Genomic DNA, 19,839 nt, shown 5'->3' with positions numbered 1-19,839 from the left:
CTCCATCTATCAAAACATACATATCAATAACAACACCCCCTTACTGCTGCGCCGGCAACACAACAGGAATCAGCGAAACAGTGAGGGTGAGGAATAACGCCGCGCCAGCACGGCACACAGCAGCACCAGCAGAGCACAACCCAGCATCACCTGGGCCAGTGGCAAGGCACTGCCATCATGCAGCCAACCGACCAGCGCCGAGGTCAGGCCGGCGATAATGAACTGCAAGGTACCCATCAGTGCCGATGCCAGCCCTGCCTGCTCACCCTGCCCGGCCATGGCGCAAGCTGTGGCATTGGGCATGACCAGAGCGCCCAGCGAGACACCGAAAAACAACGGCAACATCAGTAACCAGAGGCTCTGTGGTTGCGACAATGCTGCCAGCAACAGCCAGATGGCAGCCAGCAGATAGGCGCCAGTGGTGAACGGCAGCAAACGCTGCGGAGAGCGGCGACGCAACAACCAGCCATTGAGTTGGGCGAACAGAATGAATCCGGCGGCGTTCAGTCCGAAAAACCAGCCAAAATGTTCTGCCGAAACGCCATACAGGTGCATGATCACGAAGGGTGATGCGGCGATCCAGGCAAACATTCCCGCCATGGTCAGCCCACCCGTGAGCGCATGCAGCATAAAAGGCGCATCCCCCAGCAGTCTGAAATAACTGCCCAGCGCCTTGCTGATCGGGGGACGCCGCGCCGCGTCAGCCAGGGTTTCCGGCAGGCTGCGCAGCACCAACCAGAGAAACAACCCGGCAAAACCACAAAGAAACAGAAAAATCGACTGCCATCCGCCCCACAGCAGCAGCAAGCCACCCAACAGGGGTGCCAGAATCGGCGCCACCCCCATCACCAGCATCAACCTGGAAAACACCTGGGCAGACTCCAGCGGCGTGCACAAGTCACGCACCACCGCACGGTTGACCACCATACCGGCACAGGCACCCAGCGACTGGACAAAGCGCGCCGCCAACAACCACTCGAGTGTCGGTGCCAGTGCACAGCCCAGAGAGGCAATAGCAAACAGGGCAATGCCGAACATCAATGGTGGCCGCCGTCCAAAGCGGTCGGCAATAGGTCCGTAAACCAATTGACCGCAGGCCAGCCCGGCAAAATATACCGACATGCTCAACTGTACCTGCTCGATCTGCACAGCAAAGTCCAACGCCATGGCGGTAAAGGCGGGCAAATACATGTCAATGGCAAGGGGACCAAAAGCACTCAGTCCGCCGAGAATCAGCAACAGCTTGAAAGGCATGGGAAAACGGATCCGTGGAAGCGCAGCAACTGGTAGGCTGTCAGACCATAATGATGCCAGAAGCCGCCGCAGCTTTCCGGCAACAGTCTGTTGCTTCAAGCATGGGCAGGCAATATCCGGCAGGGCGTATGATTGCCAAACACCGCCCTGGAGCCAGTCATGTCCGCAACGTTATTTGCCCGATTCCCTCGCCTTATCGGCACACTCTGTGCCGTCAGCCTGATACTGGTCATGTATCTGCTGTACCTGTTGCTGGATCCACACCAGCGCAGTGCCAGGGAAACCCGGGCTGCAGCAGTGATGCTTGAGGCAGCAGCGCGCGGAGACACCCATGAGGTGACCCGCGCCCTGGATCGCGGGCTATCTGTAAACAGCACTAACGACTGCGGGTGGTCTGCCCTGATGCAGGCGGCCGCGCATGGGCACCCGGACACACTGGAGGCGCTTCTTGCACGCGGCGCAGCGTTGGAGTTACGCGACCAGGCTGGTTACAGCGCACTTATGCTGGCCGTGGTCAATGACCAGCAGCAAATAACAGCCATGCTTCTGGGTGCCGGAGCCAATCCGCAGCTTGCGGATACCGAGAACGGCTGGACAGCCCTGATCTGGGCCGCACGCAATGGCAATCTGTCGATTGTCGAGCAGCTACTGCAAGCCGGTGCCAACCCGCAGCAGCCAGCCAGCGACGGTCGCACTGCCATTGACTGGGCCAGAGAGGCTTCTCAGGCTGACCTGTTCAATCGGCTGCAATCAGCGCTGGAAAACCGCCCAGCAACAAGCTTGCCCTGAGCCGGTCAGAGCCGCATGATGTGGGCTGTTCTGTTCCGTTCCGGGGAAGCTTGCCGATGCCGCTGATTGGCTGGATATTTATACTGCTGGCTGCCGGCATGGTGATCGGCAGCCTCTTGTTGCTGCGTGACAGTGCCAATCGTATGCCCATCGACAAGGAACGCATGAAACGCATCAAAGCCCGCCAGGCAGAGCTTGAGGCGCAAGAAAAACAGCGTGAAAACAAGTAGAATGCCGCCGGTCATTCACCCGTCCAGCTTATCGGGAACAGCCACGCATGATGAACTCACTGCAAGCACAACTGCTCAAGGCCGGTCTGGTCGACGAGAAAAAGATCAAGCAGGCCCAGCGCTCAAAAAAGAAAACAGCCAAGCAGCAGCCAGACACCCTGCAGGCGGTAGCCGAAGCAGCTGAACGGGTACGTCAGGAAAAACTGGAGCGCGACCGTCAACTGAACCAGCAACGCCAGGAAGAAGCCGCGCGTCGCGAAGCCGAAGCCCAGGTCAAACAAATGATCGAGCAGCACCGCATCGACCGCAGCCAGGGTGACACGGCCTACCAGTTTGTCAGCAAGAAGAAGATCAAGAAGATTCACGTCACTGGCGAGCAGTTCGAACGCCTGAGTCGCGGGACACTGGCGATTGCCCGGCTCGGCCCCGGGTTTGAATTGATACCGGCAGATATCGCCACACGCATCAGCGAACGCGCTCCGCACTGGCCAGTGATCGTTGCCGAGGTTTCAGCCCAACCGGCTGATGAAGACGACCCTTACGCTGACTACAAGATCCCAGACGACCTGATGTGGTAAACCTCTACCGGGCACCAACCTGGTGCCCGGTTCGAGCAGGACGGTTATTCCTCGTGCTCTTCCTCAACCTGTTCGGGTTGATTTATCTGGGTATCATCGACCAGCGTTTCATCCTCACGCAGTCGCTTCTGGCGCTCACGCTCATCCTGCTCCACCGAGTCAGAGCAATTCAACGGCAGCAGGAAAGTGCGCGACACATCAATCAGACCAATATGTTCGATGGTTCGGCGCCCAAGCAAGACCGGATAGGTCATGTCACCCCGGTCACGCAGGGAGAACTCTTCCTCGTAGACGCGATCACCAATGCACATGGACATTTTGACTACCGGACGACGGTCTTCACCTCCGGCTCCGCGCACCAGGACACGGCGCGCCACCGGGCGCTCAAACTCCAGCACCACTTTCTCGCCGGAATCTGCATCCCGTACCGGCACCTGATAGCTGACCCAAGCCTTGCCCTTGCGGGTAAAGTTACGGATATTCACCGCATGCATGGAAGAGGTCAGCGCCCCTGAGTCCACTTTGATCTTGACGGCTGTGTGTTCAGGCAGGATTCTGCCCTTTTCAACCCAGCCAACAATCAGCTTGGCAGATACAGAATCGGTAGTGACCGGCTGTTTTTTTCCTGCCGCATACACGGGTAGCGGTTGCAGGGACAGCGATGCGGCCAGCAGTACGGCTGAAATACCGGCAGTGAACGCAGACAGGGTAAAAGCTGACATGGGACTCCCTAGGCAGACCTGCGTGAACAGGGAAGAAAACAGCAAAGCCAATGTGCCTATTCTAGGGGGTGTTACAGTTTCATCACAACAGTGCCAACAGCTCTGCCCGGCGTTGTTGCGGAGCCAACTGCCTGGCTTCAAAATTTCGACGCCAAAATGCCAGCAGATAGGTTACTATCCGCTCAAGATCGGTCTTAAGCAGCCGACATCATGCTGCCAGCAACGGCTTGTTCCGAACTGCGACCACGGAACCATTCTGCCGCACAACAAAGGTCGCTGAAGCCGGAGACTTCACATGAACATTCTGCGCAAAATCAGAATAAGCCAGCGCATCTGGCTGATCCTCGTCGTAGCCCTTGCCAGCCTGCTGATCCAGTCAGGCCTTGCGTTGAGCAATCTGTACCGCGAGTTCAAACAGGCCGAGATCACCAAGGCAACCGATCTGGTCGAAGCCGCCTCCGGTATTCTGGAACATTTTCACGACCTCGAGCAAAAGGGCACGCTGAGCAGCGAGCAGGCTCGCACCCAGGCGCTCGACGTGCTCAGCAAGCTGCGCTACGCCGGCCATGAATATTTCTGGGTCAACGACATGAACCATGTGATGGTCATGCACCCCTACGCACCTGAAACCGTCGGCATGGACCTGACCGTACTGGTCAATGACGACGGCGTGAACTTCATTACCGAAATGGTCAACCGTGCCCGACGCCATGGCACGGCGAGTTTTGAATACACCTGGGCCAAGCCAGGCCAGACCGTGGGCGAAGGGCCAGGCGTACTCAAGGTATCCGCCTTCAAGCACTTCCAGCCCTGGGACTACATGCTAGGTACCGGTATTTTCATCGACCAGATGGATGCCAAGTTCGCCGCTCAGGCCCGCCTGAATATCATCATCATGCTGCTGATTACCGCCGCTATGGGGCTGATCCTGTTTGTGGTCGGACGCAGCATTACCAACCCGCTGACCAAGGTAGTCGACGCCATGCGCGATATCGCCAGCGGCGATGCCGACCTGACCCGCCGCCTGGATGACGATGCGCGGGATGAGGTGTCGCATATGGCGGTGTACTTCAACCAGTTTTCGCAGAACCTGCGAGCACTGATTACTCAACTGGGCGACAACGCCAGACAACTGATCAGTGCCGGCGAACAACTTGATCGCATCAGCAGCAACAGCCTGCGTGACATGAACAGCCAAAGCGAACGCATGGAGCTGATGGCCACCGCAGTGAACGAAATCACCTATGGCGTGCAGGACGTTGCCCAGAATGCCAATGCCGCCGCCGAGGAAGTTGCCCGCGCCAGCGAAGGGGCGGAAAACGGACGCCAGCAAGTACGCAGAACCATTGATGAAATCAGCCACCTGTCCGACAGCGTGCAAACGGCTGTTGAGAACATGCAAACCTTGTCCAGCGACGCCCAGGAGATTACCTCGGTACTGGATGTAATCCGCAATATTGCCGAGCAAACCAACCTGCTGGCACTGAATGCTGCCATCGAGGCTGCACGGGCAGGAGAAATGGGGCGAGGGTTTGCAGTCGTTGCTGACGAAGTTCGCAATCTGGCCCAACGCACACAGAAATCAACTGAAGAAATCCAGGCGATGATCGGCAAGCTGCAGGGTAATACCCAGACAGTGGTCAACGTAATCAACAACAGCCATCAGCACTCGCAGCGCAGTGTCGACCAGGTCAATGCGGCCGGCGAGGCGTTGGAACAGATTATCCAGTCCATGCAGCAACTGGTTGCACTGAACGCCTCGATTGCCAGCGCTACCACGCAGCAGTCCACCGTGGTCGAAGATGTCAACCGCAACGTTACCGAAGCGGCGCAACTGGCCCACGAAACCACCGACGGTGCCCGTCAGACGGCAGAGGCCAGCAATCACCTGGCCGATCTGGGCAAACAAATCGACACGCTGGTAAGCCGCTTCAAGATCTGACCCATGAAAACCAGAAGGCCTCCGATATGGAGGCCTTCTGGTTTCTGGCTCACAGCACTTGTGGCTTGTAGCTGGACGCTTGTCTAGAGGATCATCACCGCCAGCCAGCCGAACAGCATCAGCGGCAGGTTGTAGTGCAGGAAGGTCGGTACTACGGTATCCCAGATATGGTTGTGCTGACCGTCGACATTCAGGCCGGCAGTCGGCCCCAGGGTCGAATCCGACGCCGGCGAGCCGGCATCCCCCAGCGCCGCCGCGGTTCCCACCAGCGCGACAATCGCCAGCGGACTGAAGCCCAGTTGCAGCGCCAACGGCACATAGATGGAGGCAATGATCGGAATGGTCGAGAACGACGAACCAATCCCCATGGTAATCAACAGGCCAACCAGCAACATCAGCAGTGCCGCCAGCGCCCGGTTATCGCCAATCAACATGGCCGAGCTGTCTACCAGCGTCTGAATAGCGCCGGTGGTGCGCATTACCTCGGCAAAACCGGCAGCGGCAATCATAATGAAGCCGATCATCGCCATCATCTTCATGCCCTCGGTAAACACATCATCCGCCTCCCGCCAGCGCACTACGCCGGACACCGAGAAGATCACAAAACCGGCCAGCGCACCGATGATCATCGAGTCCAGCCACAGCTGCACGACGAACGCCACCACCACAGCAACCAGCGCCACCCAGAGCGATAGTGGGCTGTAACGCGCCTCGACCTGCTCGGCTTGGGCGATCCGCTCGATGTTATAGGCACGCGGTCGCCGGTAACTGACCAGCAAGGCAAACAACAAACCCAGCAGCATGCCCAGTGCTGGCAAAGCCATTGCCTGCATCACATTGACTGCAGAGATATCCGCGCCGCTCTCGGCCACATTAGCCAGCAGGATGTTGTTAAGGAAGATCCCGCCAAAGCCCACCGGCAGGAACATATAAGGGGTAATCAGGCCGAAGGTCAGCACGCAGGCAACCAAGCGACGGTCCAGTTGCAAACGCGCCATCACATAGAGCAGCGGCGGCACCAGCAGGGGAATAAAGGCGATATGGATCGGCAGGATATTCTGCGAGGAAATGGCCACAGCCCCGAGCACCAGTACCAGCAACCACTTCAGCCAGGCAGCATTGCCTTCCTGCTGGCGGTTGACCAGGCCAAGCGCCCTGTCAGCCAGCGCATGTGCCAGCCCGGACTTGGCTATCGCTACAGCGAAGGCTCCCAGCAACGCATAACTCAGGGCGACATTGGCGCCCTTGCCAAGACCACCCTGAAAGGCCTGAAGCGTTGCCTCAAGACCCAGCCCGCCAAGCAACCCACCCGTCAGCGCGCCAAGAATAAGCGCCACCACCACGTGCACCCGGCACAGACTCAACACCAGCATGACCGCCACTGCAGCAACCACTGCATTCATCGCGCTTTACCCCTCTTACTCTCCGAATCAAACGGCAACGCCAGGTGGTTGCCATTATCGGCAGGTTAGCTGACGCACAAGGGCGCGTACTCTGCCGCAAGCCCCCGCCCCTGTCAAAAACTCGGGGCATCACCCGAGATTTTCGATCATTCCGATAGAAAATCACGACTTTTAACTGGCATTGGCCTCCCTATAGGATGCACTGACAGCCATTAAGGAGAGCGTTGATGACACATATTGCCCTGGTTGCCGGCAGCAGCCGCCCAGATAGCCAGACCGCCAAGGTCGCCTACTTTATCCGCCAGCGACTGACAGAACACTTCGGCCTGTCTGACGAACAGGTTGGCGTACTGGATCTGGGTAGCCAGCCACTTCCGCTATGGCCGAGCGACGATCAGCCGCACTGGGCCGCTCACCGCGAACAACTGGTGCGTGCCGATGCGATTGTGATTCTTGCGCCCGAGTGGCACGGCATGGCCTGCCCGGCAATCAAGAACTTCTTCCTGTATGCCGGCAAGGACGAACTGGCACACAAGCCTGCGTTGCTGGCAGGTATTTCCGCCGGTGTAGGCGGCGCCTACCCGATCAGCGAACTGCGCGCCTCCAGCTTCAAGAACTGCCGCCTGTGTTACCTGCCCGAGCATCTGATAGTGCGCGGCGTAAACAAGGTCATGAACGGCACGGAAACAGAATCTGAAGACGACCAGCGCATCCGCGCGCGGCTCGACTATAACCTCGACATACTGCTGCGCTATGCCGACGCACTGAAACCGGTGCGGGCTGCCATCGACATGCACAATCCGGCATTCGCAACCGGTATGTAACCTCTTGCAGCGGCCATCTGCGACCAATGTCGAAGGGCCAAAATCGCACACCCGTGATTTAGTGGCATGACCGGAGAGTCAGCTCCGGCTTGCCAATCCGTCACGGAGAACAACAATGCACAAGGGCATCACAGGGATACTCGGCGCCAGCCTCGGCTGCGCCCTGCTATTGCCGACCAGTCTGCAGGCCGGCGGCTTTATTGAAGACAGCAGCGCCTCGCTGCAACTGCGCAACTTTTATTTCAACCGCGACTTCCGCGGTTCAAGCGCCCCCAATGCACAGTCCAAGGCCGAAGAATGGGCCCAGGGAGTAGTGCTTCGCGCCGAATCCGGCTACACCCCGGGGGCCGTGGGTTTTGGCCTCGACGCCCAGGCCATGCTTGGTATCAGACTCGATTCGGATGACCAGAGAGCCGGCACCGGCCTGCTACCCAACCGTTACGGCGATCAGGGCCCGGCGGAGTACAGCCAGCTGCTAATGACTGCCAAGGCCAAGGTATCCAACAGCACCCTGCGCATCGGCAGCCTGTACCCGCAGTTACCGATTGCCCAGGCCAGCGATATCCGCCTGCTGCCGCAATCCTACAGCGGCGCCATGTTACAGGTCGGTGAAATCGACAACCTCGACCTGCAGGCTGGCCAATTGCGCGAAACCAGTTACCGCGCCAGTACCGATCGCGAGGACATCGCCGCCACCCTGGGTGGCAGCTCCGACCGGTTCAACTACCTCGGTGGCAGCTACCGCTTCACCCCGCAAACCAGCCTTGGCCTCTGGCGCGGGCAATTGCAGGATGTATACCGTCAGGATCTGGTCAACCTGATCCACAGTCAGCCGCTCGGTGACTGGACGCTCGGCGCCAATCTGGCCTGGTTCGAGACGCGCGATCATGGCAGCCAGCGATTGACTATTGATCACAGCATGAAATCACTGATGCTCTCAGCTGCCCAGGGTGGACACACCCTTCGTCTTGGCTACCAACACAGCGATGGCGACACCGCTTTCCCTTATCTGCGCGAGAACAATCCGTACATCGCCAACTATGTCCAGGTGCTCGACTTCGCCAGAGCTGACGAAAAGTCCTGGCAGGCACGCTACGACTTCGACTTTGCTACTGTTGGCATTCCCGGACTCAAAGCACTGGCTCGCTACATTCGCGGCAGCAATATCGACATGGGCGCTGCTGGTCGTGGCAAGGAGTGGGAACGCGATCTGGATGTCACCTATGCGTTCCAGACCGGCCCCCTGAAAAACCTGTCGATCCAGTGGCGCAACGCCATGGTACGCTCGGATGCCATCCGTGATATTGACGAAAACCGCCTGATCCTCAACTACAAGATAGCGCTGCGCTGATTCAGCACGCCTGATACCCGGTGGCTCGCCACCGGGTGTACACTTGCCGCACGCAAGCTGCCGACACCGGGAGATACACGTGCACAACGGCCAACCACTGCCCTATTTTCAGCCCCTGATTGATACTGCCACCGGCCGCATTGCCGGCTATGAAGCCCTTGCCCGGCTTCGCCTTGAAGACGGTCGCATAGTCAGCGCCGGCCCACTGTTTACCGACCCGCAGACCGATCCTGATGCGCTATTGGAGCTGGATCGCAGTATCCGCCAGCAAGCGCTGGAGCTGTTCCGTGATCAGCCCGAGGGCTTTATCAGCATCAACATTTCCCCCCTGTGGATCAGCCGTCTGATCAGCGAACAACCGCTGCCCAGCCTGCAGTTGCTGGAACAACTGGGTATGCAGCCGGGACAACTGGTATTCGAGATCACCGAACTGCAAGGCGATATCCGCCAGTTACGCGATGCGGTAGCCCGTTACCGTGCCCACGGCATTCGCGTCGCCATTGACGATTTCGGCGCCGGCGCTTCCATGCTGGATCGTCTGCTCGATCTTGAGCCGGACATCATCAAACTCGACGCCCAGCTGCTGCGTCAGGCAGCCAATGGCAACAGCCACAGCCGCGAGTTTGTCCGTGCGCTGGCCCTGATGGCCGAGCGTTCCGGCTGTGAAGTGATCGCAGAAGGTATCGAAAACCAGCGTGAATTACACTTTGCGCTGGAGTGCGGCGCGCGTTTTGTGCAGGGGTACCTGTTCAGCGAGCCTCGCGAGGGCTTTCAACCGGTTGACAGCTACGTTGAACCCTTTGCCAGCATGCGTGACGCTTATGTCAAACAGCAGCAACAGGAACGCCAACGTCTGGCCGTACTGCGTCAGTCGTTACACACACTGTTCGGTGAGCTGCGCCAGTGGCTGGAACAGGGCGCGGCTCCGCAGCGTCTGCCCGACCCGGCCCGCTGGCCCTGGTTGCTGCGCTGCTACCTGTGTGATGCCGAAGGCACGCAGATATCACCCAACTTCGACGCCACTGCAACGGGCTGGGAAACCGATCCGGCGCTGCTCGACCATAACTGGTCATGGCGCCCCTACTTCCACCAGATACTTGAGGAAGCCGGTGAAGACAGTCGTGTCATTCTTTCCAGCCCCTACCGTGACGCCAGCAGTCAGGCGCTGTGCATGACCTCGGGCCTGTTCTTTAACGACAGCCGGCACCTGCTGCTGGTTGACATAGATGTCAGCCGGATTCCGGCAACACCGGCAGCATGAGCGCCATTCTCGTCAAGCAGCCGGTGCTGACCCTGAAGGCCGGCCCCGCAGCCATGCAACATATTCGCCAGCAGGGTCTGCACCCTGCGGATGTGCACTGCCTGCCCGGAGCAGCCGGTGGCCCCAAGGCACTGGGTATCCTGGGGCTGGACACCGCACTGTTCGGCGACTGGCTACCACGCCAGCCACAGCCGCGCAGCCTGATCGGCGCCTCGATTGGCAGCTGGCGCTTCGCCAGTGCCTGCCAGACCGATCCGGTGGCTGCCCTCAAACGCCTTGGCCAGCTGTACACCGCCATGCGCTTTGCCCCCGGCAGCAGCATCGACGATATAACCCAGCGTTGTGCGCAAATGCTGGATGAGTTGATTGAGGGTGAACAGGCACACATCCTGGGTAACCCGAACTATCACCTGAACATACTGGTCAACCGCAGCCATGGTTTGCTTGAGCGTGATGACCGGCTTGGCATAGGTCTGGCACTGGGCGCTGTGGTTGCCGGCAACCTGCTTTCACGCCAACACCTGCAACGGCACCTGTCGCGAGTGGTCCTGCACGACCCGCGACAGCCACCGCCGATGCAACTGCCAGAGAACTTTGCCAGCCAGTCAGTCGTACTGGACCTGCAGAATCTGAAACCGGCGCTGATGGCCTCTGCCTCCATCCCCATGGTGATGCATGCGGTACGCGAGATTCCCGGCCTGCCTGCTGGCAGTTACCGTGACGGCGGGTTAATTGACTACCACCTGGACCTGCCCTGGCAAGTCCCCGGTATAGTGCTCTACCCGCACTTTACCGACCGCATCATTCCCGGCTGGTTCGACAAAACCCTGCGCTGGCGCAAGCCCAGCGCCGCCGGCAGCGATCAGGTGCTGCTGTTGTCACCCTCCCCCGAATATCTGGCCAGCCTGCCTTACGGCAAGCTGCCGGATCGGCGGGATTTCAAACGCTTTGCCAATGACGACACGGCCCGTGAACGCTACTGGCAGCACGCCATGGACGCCAGCCAGCGCCTCGGCGACGAGTTTCTCGAACTGGTTGAGCGGCAATCACTGCCTGACCGCCTGCAGCCACTCTGACATGAGCCGTCTGCTTGCCATACAGTCAAGCCGCACATCCCTGGATGATGCATGGCTGCTGTTGCGGCTGGCATTCCTGTATGCCGCGCAGGCGTTACTCTGTTATGCGCTGGCGCTGTTAGCCCTGCACCTGATGCTTGGACACGCCTCGGGCAGCGCTCTCTGGCTGCTGGTTGACGGTCTGTATGCGACGGCACTGATGCTGACCAGCCTATGGCTGGCATATCTGCTCTGGCCAGACAGCTCCCGTCAAATACTGGCCGGAAGCCGGACTTCCCGGCAATGCTGGTTACTGGCAATCCTTGGCGCTGTACTTCTGGTTCTGCTGGCTGACCCGCTGGCAAACTGGCTGGATACGCTGCTGGACCTGTCAGCCCTTCCGTCAGGCGGCGGCGATGTATGGAGCCTACTGGAGCAGCGTGGCGCCCTGTTGCTGCTCGGCATCTGGCTGACCGTAGTCTGGGTGCCCCTGGCCGAAGAACTGATTTTCCGTGGCTGGTTGTTTCAGGGCTTACGTCACACCCGTGCCGGAATGTGGCTGGCCCTGCCGGCCAGCAGTCTGATCTTTGCTTTACTGCACAGTTTCTATAGCCCCGGCGGGATGCTGGTTATTGGTCTTCTGGGTTTGGGACTTGGCTGGCTGCGCTGGTACAGCACCAGCCTCTGGCCCTGTGTGCTCGGACACGCCCTGTACAATGCGCTGACACTGCTTTGGGTAGCTCTGGCATGAACACCTGCGTCTTGTGTGGCGGCACCGCTGTTTTCTGGCAGGCCGACCGCCGCAGGCCTTATCTGCGTTGTCAGCGTTGCCTGCTGGTACAGGTACCTGCCGATCACCAGCTAGATGCTGACGCCGAACTGGCAGAGTACCGCCTGCACCGTAACGACCCTGATGATCCGGGCTATCGACGCTTTCTGTCGCGTCTTGCCGAGCCGTTGCTGCAACGCCTGCCCGCCGACAGCAGCGGGCTGGATTTCGGCTGCGGACCGGCACCGGCGCTGGCCCTGCTGCTGCGTGAACAGGGTCACCGGGTGGCCTTACATGACCTGTACTTCGCCAACAATCCGCAGGTCTTTGATCAGCAATGGGATTTCATTTGTGCCAGCGAAGTGGTCGAGCACCTGGCGCAACCCGGCGAGGAGCTGCATCGGTTATGGCAGTGCCTGAAAGCGGGCGGCTGGCTGGCACTGATGACCAAACGGGTGCGCGATGCCGAGGCCTTTGCCAACTGGCACTACAAGAACGATCCAACACACATCTGTTTTTTCAGCGTACCCACCTTCGACTGGCTGGCCGCACACTGGCAAACCCGCGCCGAGTACCCGGCAGATGATGTGGTGCTGCTGCGCAAGCCGCTCTGATCAGTCGATCACGCGGCGCGCGCCCTGGTAGCTGCGCTGCCAATAGCTGGCCTGCAGCTCGTCAAGACGGACCCGCCCACCGGTGCTGGGAGCGTGCAGAAAACGTCCCTCGCCGACGTAGATGCCAGCATGGTCTACACCCCGCTTGCCTGAGGTGGAAAACAGCACCAGATCACCCGGTCGCAGGGCATTGCGCGACGGCGCCTTGGCCTGCATTGCCTGCAAGCCCGAGGTTGTGCGCGGCAATTGCAAGCCGGCCGCTTCACGGTATACATAGTGGATCAGGCCGCTGCAGTCGAATCCGGTTTCCGGTGAACTGCCGCCATAGCGGTAGGGTGTGCCAACCAGACCGAAGGCCTTGAACAGCACATCGTTGTGCACCGGCGAGGCTTGTGGCACCACCACAGGTGTCGGGGCAACCTCCACGGGCCGCGAGGAACAACCGGCCAGTAGTGCCAGCACTATCAGCAACAACGTCAGACGCATCCCCACTCTCCCTGACTGCAACACCCGCAGTGTTCCCGCTGACAGCGCCAGCGTCAACCCCGGCTGCCCGCAAACAGCGACTGGAAGGCCCGACACTGCGCGGCGCTGAGGACGAACACGCCGTGCCCGCCACGTTCGAACTCGACCCATTCAAAGGGCACCTGCGGCCACTGCTGGCGCACATGGCATTCACTGTTGCCGACCTCGATCAGTAGCCAGCCGTTTTCCGTGAGATGGTCAGCGGCTTCGGCCAGCAGCCGGCGTACCAGATCCAGTCCGTCGCTGCCTGCAGCCAAGCCCATCTGCGGCTCATGCAGGTATTCGTCGGGCAGGTCGGCCATGTCCTCGGCATCCACGTAGGGCGGATTGCTGACGATCAGCTCGAAGCGTTCGCCCGGCAGTCCGTCGAATCCGTCCGACCAGCGTGCTTCCACCCGATCCTGCAGGCCGTGCATCTCGATGTTCTGCTCGGCCACTGCCAGCGCGTCCACCGACAGGTCGGCCAGCACCACCTGTGCCTGTGGGAAACGCACGGCACAGGCAATGCCGATGCAGCCGCTGCCGCTACATAGGTCAAGGATGCTGGCCGGCGCCTGTTGCAGCCAGGGGCTGAAGCCGCGCTCGATCAGTTCCCCAATCGGCGATCGCGGGACCAGCACCCGCTCATCGACCATAAAATCCAGTCCGGCAAAGCGCGCATGCCCGGTCAGGTAGGCGGTCGGGATACGCTGCTCGATGCGCTGGTCCAGCAAGGCCTGTACGGTGGCGGCTTCCTGCGCCTCCAGGCGGCAGTCCAGATAGGCATCCGGCGTTTCCCAGGGCAGCCACAGGGCATGCAGCACCAGCAGCCTTGCCTCGTCCCAGGCGTTATCGGTGCCATGCCCGAAAAACAGCCCGGCCTCATGGAAGCGACTGACGGCACGGCGGATATGGTCACGAATGGTCAGCAGGGACATCAGGGCCTCCGGGGCGGTTTTAGTTGGCAATAATGCAAGATTGAAAATCTGGAAAGCAGCGAACCAACAGGCCGGTGCAGGCTCAATTTCCGCTATCCGGTTCTGGACACGCCACAAGTACACCCATGTAGGCTCGCGCCCGCCTATGAGTTTTTTGACAAGTGCGCAAAACTGGTAGAGCGTGCTTGCCGAGCAGTCATGGCGGACCGTGTCTGGCCATGGATGGCCAGACGCGAGCCTACAGGGACGTACTTGCGGCGTGTCCGCCATGGCTGGTCGGCAAGTACGCAAACTCCGCGACCAGCAACCATGCATTCAAGGACAAAGTGTACACGCCGGGACACAGTGTTGCCGACTGCCGTAATGGTCAGCGGTACCTGCCATCCCTTAAAATGACAGCCTTTTGCAGGGGTAGCAGCAACATGGGTGATCTACCCGACGACGACCTTGAACTGTTCCGCGAAGCCACCCGCGGCGCCCGGCCGATCCGTGTCGACCAGGCCGACACCGGCAAGCCGCGCAGCGACCGCAGTGTGCTGCAGAGCCGGCGTCAGGCCGCCAGTGTGGCACCCAAGGCGATTCGCGTCGATGGGCTGTCCGACCAGTTCGTGCTGGATGTCGAGCCGGAGGAATTCCTGCTGTGGACCGGTAACGGCGTGCAGGAAGGCCAGTTGCGCAAGCTCAAGGCCGGTCAGATACCTTTTGATGGCAGCATTGATCTGCATGGTATGACTGTCGAGAAGGCCCGGGAGACCCTGTGGGACTTCCTCGCCGAGGCCAACCGGCTGGAAATCCGCTGCGTGCGGGTGACCCATGGCAAGGCGGTGCGCAAGGATGGCCGCCGGCCGATCCTCAAGAGCCATGTGAATACCTGGCTGCGCCAGCATCCGGGTGTGCTCGGTTTCAGCTCCTGCCTGCCGCGCCATGGCGGCACCGGCTCACTGTATGTGCTGCTGCGCCGCAGCATGCTGGAAGGTCGTGATGAGTAAGCCTTTGCTGCAGCGCCTGTTCAGCTGGTTCGAGGGCAAACTCGACCCCTTCCCCACTGCCGAACCGCAGGAGCCGCCCCGTTCGCTGGTGGCCTTCTGTCTGTTCTATACCCGTGGCGCCTGGCCCTGGCTGAGTGTCGCCGCCGTGCTGATGGCCGGTATCGCATTGGCCGAGGTATGGCTGTTCAGTTTCCTCGGCAGCATCGTTGACTGGCTGTCGGTGCAGGACCCGGACACCTTCCTGCAGGATCAGGCCTGGCCGCTGGCCGGCATGGCGGCAGTGATCCTGCTGCTGTTGCCGGTAATGATTCTGGCCAACTCGCTGGTCACCTACCAGACGCTGATGGGCAACTACCCGATGCGCATCCGCTGGCTGGTACACCGCTACCTGCTGCGCCAGTCGATGGCTTTCTATCAGGACGAGTTTGCCGGACGGGTCGCCACCAAGCTGATGCAGACCGCCCTGGCGGTACGCGAGTGCGTGATCAAGCTGATCGACGTGCTCAACTATGTGACCATCTACTTCCTCGGCACCCTGCTGGTGATCGGCAGTGCCGACTGGCGGCTGACCCTGCCGATGCTGGCCTGGTTGCTGGGCTATCTGCTGCTGATGCGCCATTTCATCCCGCAGTTGCGGCATGTTGCCAGCGAACAGGCGGATGCCCGTTCGCTGATGACCGGGCGCATCGTCGACAGCTATACCAATATCCAGACCGTCAAGCTGTTCTCGCATGCCCAGCGTGAATCCCGCTATGCCCGCGAAGGCATGGACGAGTTTATGGGCACCGTACACCGGCAAATGCGCCTGGTGACCCTGGTCTATACCCTGCTGTATCTGCTGAATGCCCTGCTGCTGCTCGGCGTGGTGGGTCTGGCGCTGTGGCTGTGGCAACAGCAGCTGATCAGCATCGGCGCGGTGGCGGTGGCCGCCGGTCTGGTGTTGCGCCTGTGGGGCATGTCGCAATGGATCATGTGGGAACTGTCGGCGCTGTTCGAGAATATCGGCACCGTGCAGGACGGTATCGGCTCGATCTCGAGGCCACAACTGGTGGATGACCAGCCCGATGCGCGTCCACTGCGGGTCAGTGCCGGCGAGATTCGCTTCGAGCAGGCGAATTTCCACTACGGTAAGGGCGGCGGTGTGATGGCGGGACTGGACCTGCATATCCGCCCCGGAGAAAAGGTCGGTCTGGTTGGACGCTCCGGTGCCGGCAAGTCGACTCTGGTCAATCTGCTGCTGCGATTCTACGACCTGGAGAACGGGCGCATCCTGATCGACGGGCAGGATATCAGTCAGGTAACCCAGGACTCGCTGCGCGAGCAGATCGGCATGGTCACCCAGGACACCTCGCTGCTGCACCGCTCGGTGCGCGACAACATCACCTATGGCCGTCCCGAGGCCAGTGAGGCTCAGGTGGTGGAAGCCCTGCGCCGTGCCAAGGCCGAGGACTTTGTCGCCGACCTGCAGGATGCCAAGGGTCGCCGCGGTCTGGACGCGCATGTCGGCGAGCGCGGCGTGAAACTGTCCGGCGGCCAGCGCCAGCGCATCGCGATTGCCCGGGTAATGCTCAAAGATGCGCCCATTCTGATCCTCGACGAGGCCACCTCGGCACTCGATTCCGAGGTCGAAGTGGCAATCCAGGACAACCTCAACCGCCTGATGGAAGGCAAGACGGTGATTGCCATCGCTCATCGCCTGTCCACCATCGCCGCCATGGACCGGCTGATAGTGCTGGATCAAGGACAGGTGATCGAGGATGGCAGCCATACCGAGCTGCTGGCGCGCGGCGGCCTGTATGCCCAATTGTGGGCACACCAGAGCGGCGGCTTTCTCGGCGAACAGTGAAGGGATGAGGGAAGTCGACACCCGCCGCAGCGGGTGTCGACAATACCTCAGAACAGACGGTTAAGCCCGTCCAGGGCGGCAATCCGGTAGGCCTCGGCCATGGTCGGATAGTTGAAGGTGGTATTGGCGAAGTACTGGATGCTGTTGGCAGCGTCCTTCTGGTTCATGATCGCCTGCCCGATGTGCACGATCTCCGCTGCCTGGTCGCCAAAGCAATGGATCCCCAGCACTTCCAACGTCTCGCGGTGGAACAGAATCTTCAGCAAACCCACTGGTTCACCACTGATTTGCGCACGGGCGATATTCTTGAAGAACGCCTGACCAATCTCGTAGGGCACTTTGGCCTCGGTCAGCTCGCGCTCGTTCTTGCCCAGCGAACTGATCTCGGGAATCGTGTAAATACCGGTAGGCACATCATCGACGAAGCGCCAGGCATCGTTGCTGACGATATTGCCGGCGGCCGAACGACCCTGGTCGAAGGCGGCACTGGCCAGACTCGGCCAGCCGATCACATCACCGACTGCGTAGATATTGGACACCGGGGTGCGGTAGTTTTCATCCACACCCAGCTGTCCGCGACTGTTGGCGTGCAGACCGATATTTTCCAATCCAAGACCATCGGTATTGCCGGTTCGACCGTTGCACCAGAGCAATGCATCAGCCTTCAGGCGCTTGCCGGATTTCAGGTGCAGCACCACACCCTTGTTGTCCAGGCCCTCGATCTTTTCATATTCCTCGTTATGCCGTATCAGCACGCTGTTGTTGCGCAGGTGATAACTGAGGGCATCGGAAATTTCGTCATCAAGGAAGCTGAGCAGGCGGTCACGCGTATCGATCAGATCGACCTTGACCCCAAGTCCGCAGAAGATAGATGCATACTCGCAACCAATCACCCCGGCGCCATAGATAATCAGGCTGCGCGGGGTGTGATTCAGTTTGAGGATGGTGTCGCTGTCGTAGATGCGCGGATGGCTGAAGTTGACATCGGCTGGACGGTAGGGGCGTGAGCCGGTGGCAATGATCACTTCCTTGGCGATCAGCTTCTCCACCACCCCGGACGGATTGACCAGCTCGATAGTGTGCTCGTCAGCAAAACTGCCCTTGCCGAAAAACAGATCGACCCGGTTACGGGCATAGTAGCTGGTACGCGAGGCGACCTGCTTGTTCATCACCAGTTCGGCACTTTTCAGCACATCCGGGAAGGAGAACCAACGCGGATCACCGATCTGGCGAAACATCGGGTTGGTGTTGAACTGGATAATCTGCTTGACCGAGTTACGCAGCGCCTTGGAGGGAATAGTGCCCAGATGGGTACAGTTACCGCCCACCACCGAACGCTCCTCAACCACCGCCACCCGCTTGCCATGCTTGGCGGCGTTCATCGCCGCCCCCTCACCGGCCGGGCCGGAACCCAGGACTACGATGTCATAGTTGTAAACAGCCATTCAGGAATTTCCTTGATTGGGGTTTGCTCGATGCTGACACGAAGGCCAGCCAGCCACTAGTCGACCTTGGTCGCGTCCCTGGCCTGGACCGGCTTGTCCGCATAGGCGGCCTGCGCCACCTTGCTTGCCTCTTCGCAGCGCTCGGCATTGCCGCCGCAGATACCACAGGAACTGTCCAGCCCGGTCGCACCAATGCCGCCACAGGAGCCGGCAATCGGCTTGCGCCCCATCATTACGCCTATTGCCATGCCGGCAACCATTACCAGCATCACACCAAACGCCAGAAGCCAAACCATGAGTTACTCCTTGTCCGTCAACAGGACATTGAAAGCCGGTGTGCGCTGCACCTCGTAGTGCGCGTCCCGGCGTGTGACAAATGCGGCCGCTATGTCATGCGACAGGGCAAAAGCCCAGCCATGCTCGGGGCCCATTACCATCAGGATACTGGAAAGACCGTCAGCGCGCATCGCCGATGGCTCTACCACGGTAACCGAGACCAATCGGTGTTGCAGCGGCCAACCGGTCTCCATATCAAAACCATGGGCATGCAAGCGCCCATCCACCCGCAACTGTCGCCGGTGATTACCACTGGTTGAAACCGCAAAGCTGTCAACATCCAGTATTTGCTGTGCAACCCGGATATCGTCTCGCGGCTCTTCAAGACTGATACGCCATGGCCGACTACCGGCTTTTTGTCCAACCGCCTTGAGATCACCGGGCAATTCGATCATATAGCTTTCAATGAGCTGATCGCGCAGCAGCAGTTCCAGCTGATCAACCAGATAACCTGACGCGATACTGCTGAAATCCAGCTCCAGAGGCACATCCTTGCACAACAGATCATCCTGCAGATGCAAGTGCTGCTGCCCCAGATTGGGCAACACAGCAGCCAACTGCTGCGGATCAGGCGGCCCTCGCCGGTCTTGCGACTGGGGCTGGCTATGTACCCCCCAAATTCGCAATAAAGGCGCCAGCGTCACATCAAGTGCGCCGTCGCTGAAGCGGTGGAATTCGACAGCAGCCGTCGCCAACCTCAGGAAATGACCCTGCAACTGCATGCAGCCGCCAGCCGGTAAACGGTTGAAACGGCTGAGATCGGAGTTTTCCTGTTGAGCTGACATCTGTTGCTCAAAGGCCTGAAGCAGACGCGCAAGCTTACCAGCCAACTCGCTGGCTGGAAGTGGATCACCTACCCACTTTACCGAGTAGTCGCCACCCAGCACCTGGCCACGCACTTCATTGACCGGCGCTGCTGATGTGAAACAGCCCGTCAGGACTGCTGCCAGAGCAGCAACCATGACGGGCTGGTTCAGGTACCGCAGCAT

At 60.0% G+C, this 19,839-nt stretch carries 20 protein-coding genes; 12 read left to right on the top strand and 8 right to left on the bottom strand.

The features are described 5' to 3' along the window. Positions 1-69: 69 nt before the first annotated feature. Positions 70-1,254: a multidrug effflux MFS transporter gene (locus BMZ23_RS05650; RefSeq protein WP_093473855.1), complete on the bottom strand. Its 1,185-nt coding sequence runs from the start codon at positions 1,252-1,254 to the stop codon at positions 70-72. A gap of 159 nt (positions 1,255-1,413) precedes the next feature. On the opposite strand from BMZ23_RS05650, the gene BMZ23_RS05645 reads away from it, so the two are divergent. From BMZ23_RS05645 to BMZ23_RS05635, 3 genes are read left to right on the top strand one after another with little or no spacing between them, the layout of a single operon-like run. After that, the gene (locus BMZ23_RS05645; RefSeq protein ID WP_093473852.1) at positions 1,414-2,043 is read left to right on the top strand and encodes an ankyrin repeat domain-containing protein; all 630 of its coding nucleotides are present in this window, start codon (positions 1,414-1,416) and stop codon (positions 2,041-2,043) included. 56 nt (positions 2,044-2,099) lie between these two features. Then, on the top strand, positions 2,100-2,273 hold the full coding sequence (locus BMZ23_RS05640; RefSeq protein WP_093473849.1) for a DUF2897 family protein: 174 nt from the start codon (positions 2,100-2,102) through the stop codon (positions 2,271-2,273). Between the two features lie 47 nt (positions 2,274-2,320). After that, complete coding sequence (locus BMZ23_RS05635; protein ID WP_177197227.1) at positions 2,321-2,851, top strand: DUF2058 domain-containing protein; 531 nt, start codon at positions 2,321-2,323, stop codon at positions 2,849-2,851. A 44-nt stretch (positions 2,852-2,895) separates the two neighbouring features. Here the strand turns inward: BMZ23_RS05635 and rloA3 are convergent, their stop codons facing one another. Then, positions 2,896-3,573 carry a retropepsin-like aspartic peptidase RloA3 gene (rloA3, locus tag BMZ23_RS05630; protein ID WP_093473846.1) on the bottom strand — a complete coding sequence of 226 codons (678 nt, stop codon included), beginning with the start codon at positions 3,571-3,573 and terminating at the stop codon, positions 2,896-2,898. A 295-nt stretch (positions 3,574-3,868) separates the two neighbouring features. Here rloA3 and BMZ23_RS05625 point away from each other — a divergent pair, with 295 nt between their 5' ends. Then, positions 3,869-5,515, top strand: coding sequence for a methyl-accepting chemotaxis protein (locus tag BMZ23_RS05625; protein ID WP_093473843.1), 1,647 nt, complete (start codon positions 3,869-3,871; stop codon positions 5,513-5,515). 83 nt (positions 5,516-5,598) lie between these two features. Here the strand turns inward: BMZ23_RS05625 and BMZ23_RS05620 are convergent, their stop codons facing one another. After that, a complete protein-coding gene (locus BMZ23_RS05620; RefSeq protein WP_093473840.1) occupies positions 5,599-6,918 on the bottom strand; it encodes a Na+/H+ antiporter family protein in 1,320 nt (439 codons plus the stop codon). Positions 6,919-7,145: 227 nt separating this feature from the next. On the opposite strand from BMZ23_RS05620, the gene BMZ23_RS05615 reads away from it, so the two are divergent. The 6 genes from BMZ23_RS05615 to BMZ23_RS05590 all read left to right on the top strand — a co-directional run bounded on the left by BMZ23_RS05615 (position 7,146) and on the right by BMZ23_RS05590 (position 12,792). Beyond that, positions 7,146-7,742: an NADPH-dependent FMN reductase gene (locus tag BMZ23_RS05615; RefSeq protein ID WP_093473837.1), complete on the top strand. Its 597-nt coding sequence runs from the start codon at positions 7,146-7,148 to the stop codon at positions 7,740-7,742. A 115-nt stretch (positions 7,743-7,857) separates the two neighbouring features. Beyond that, a complete protein-coding gene (locus BMZ23_RS05610; RefSeq protein ID WP_093473834.1) occupies positions 7,858-9,093 on the top strand; it encodes an OprD family porin in 1,236 nt (411 codons plus the stop codon). Positions 9,094-9,172: 79 nt separating this feature from the next. Continuing rightward, positions 9,173-10,354, top strand: coding sequence for an EAL domain-containing protein (locus BMZ23_RS05605; RefSeq protein WP_093473831.1), 1,182 nt, complete (start codon positions 9,173-9,175; stop codon positions 10,352-10,354). Further along, positions 10,351-11,430 (top strand): patatin-like phospholipase family protein, encoded by a 1,080-nt coding sequence (locus BMZ23_RS05600; protein WP_093473829.1) that lies wholly within the window; start codon positions 10,351-10,353, stop codon positions 11,428-11,430. Before BMZ23_RS05605 ends, BMZ23_RS05600 begins: the two co-directional genes overlap by 4 nt. Position 11,431: 1 nt before the next feature. After that, the gene (locus tag BMZ23_RS05595) at positions 11,432-12,160 is read left to right on the top strand and encodes a CPBP family intramembrane glutamic endopeptidase (RefSeq protein ID WP_093473826.1); all 729 of its coding nucleotides are present in this window, start codon (positions 11,432-11,434) and stop codon (positions 12,158-12,160) included. Continuing rightward, positions 12,157-12,792, top strand: coding sequence for a class I SAM-dependent methyltransferase (locus tag BMZ23_RS05590; protein WP_093473823.1), 636 nt, complete (start codon positions 12,157-12,159; stop codon positions 12,790-12,792). Before BMZ23_RS05595 ends, BMZ23_RS05590 begins: the two co-directional genes overlap by 4 nt. Here the strand turns inward: BMZ23_RS05590 and BMZ23_RS05585 are convergent, their stop codons facing one another. Together BMZ23_RS05585 and prmB are read right to left on the bottom strand one after the other, a co-directional pair. Next, a complete protein-coding gene (locus BMZ23_RS05585; RefSeq protein ID WP_093473820.1) occupies positions 12,793-13,278 on the bottom strand; it encodes a C40 family peptidase in 486 nt (161 codons plus the stop codon). A 53-nt stretch (positions 13,279-13,331) separates the two neighbouring features. Further along, positions 13,332-14,234, bottom strand: coding sequence for a 50S ribosomal protein L3 N(5)-glutamine methyltransferase (gene prmB, locus BMZ23_RS05580; RefSeq protein WP_093473817.1), 903 nt, complete (start codon positions 14,232-14,234; stop codon positions 13,332-13,334). Between the two features lie 422 nt (positions 14,235-14,656). Between prmB and BMZ23_RS05575 the strand changes: the two genes are divergently transcribed. Together BMZ23_RS05575 and BMZ23_RS05570 are read left to right on the top strand one after the other, a co-directional pair. Beyond that, a complete protein-coding gene (locus BMZ23_RS05575) occupies positions 14,657-15,223 on the top strand; it encodes a Smr/MutS family protein (RefSeq protein ID WP_093473814.1) in 567 nt (188 codons plus the stop codon). Continuing rightward, on the top strand, positions 15,216-17,069 hold the full coding sequence (locus tag BMZ23_RS05570; protein WP_281242303.1) for an ABC transporter ATP-binding protein: 1,854 nt from the start codon (positions 15,216-15,218) through the stop codon (positions 17,067-17,069). Before BMZ23_RS05575 ends, BMZ23_RS05570 begins: the two co-directional genes overlap by 8 nt. A 47-nt stretch (positions 17,070-17,116) precedes the next feature. On the opposite strand, the gene sthA is transcribed toward BMZ23_RS05570, so the two are convergent. The 3 genes from sthA to BMZ23_RS05555 are packed head-to-tail and all read right to left on the bottom strand — an operon-like array spanning position 17,117 to position 19,839. Continuing rightward, the gene (gene sthA / locus BMZ23_RS05565; protein ID WP_093473810.1) at positions 17,117-18,514 is read right to left on the bottom strand and encodes a Si-specific NAD(P)(+) transhydrogenase; all 1,398 of its coding nucleotides are present in this window, start codon (positions 18,512-18,514) and stop codon (positions 17,117-17,119) included. A gap of 56 nt (positions 18,515-18,570) precedes the next feature. Then, complete coding sequence (gene nqrM, locus BMZ23_RS05560) at positions 18,571-18,810, bottom strand: (Na+)-NQR maturation NqrM (protein WP_093473807.1); 240 nt, start codon at positions 18,808-18,810, stop codon at positions 18,571-18,573. Between the two features lie 3 nt (positions 18,811-18,813). Next, on the bottom strand, positions 18,814-19,839 hold the full coding sequence (locus tag BMZ23_RS05555; RefSeq protein ID WP_093473804.1) for an FAD:protein FMN transferase: 1,026 nt from the start codon (positions 19,837-19,839) through the stop codon (positions 18,814-18,816).

Source organism: Halopseudomonas yangmingensis, assembly GCF_900114825.1.
GTDB classification, from domain to species: Bacteria; Pseudomonadota; Gammaproteobacteria; order Pseudomonadales; family Pseudomonadaceae; genus Halopseudomonas; species Halopseudomonas yangmingensis.
The sequence above is the reverse complement of the archived record's forward strand: the minus strand, read 5'-3'. Positions and strand labels throughout refer to the sequence as shown.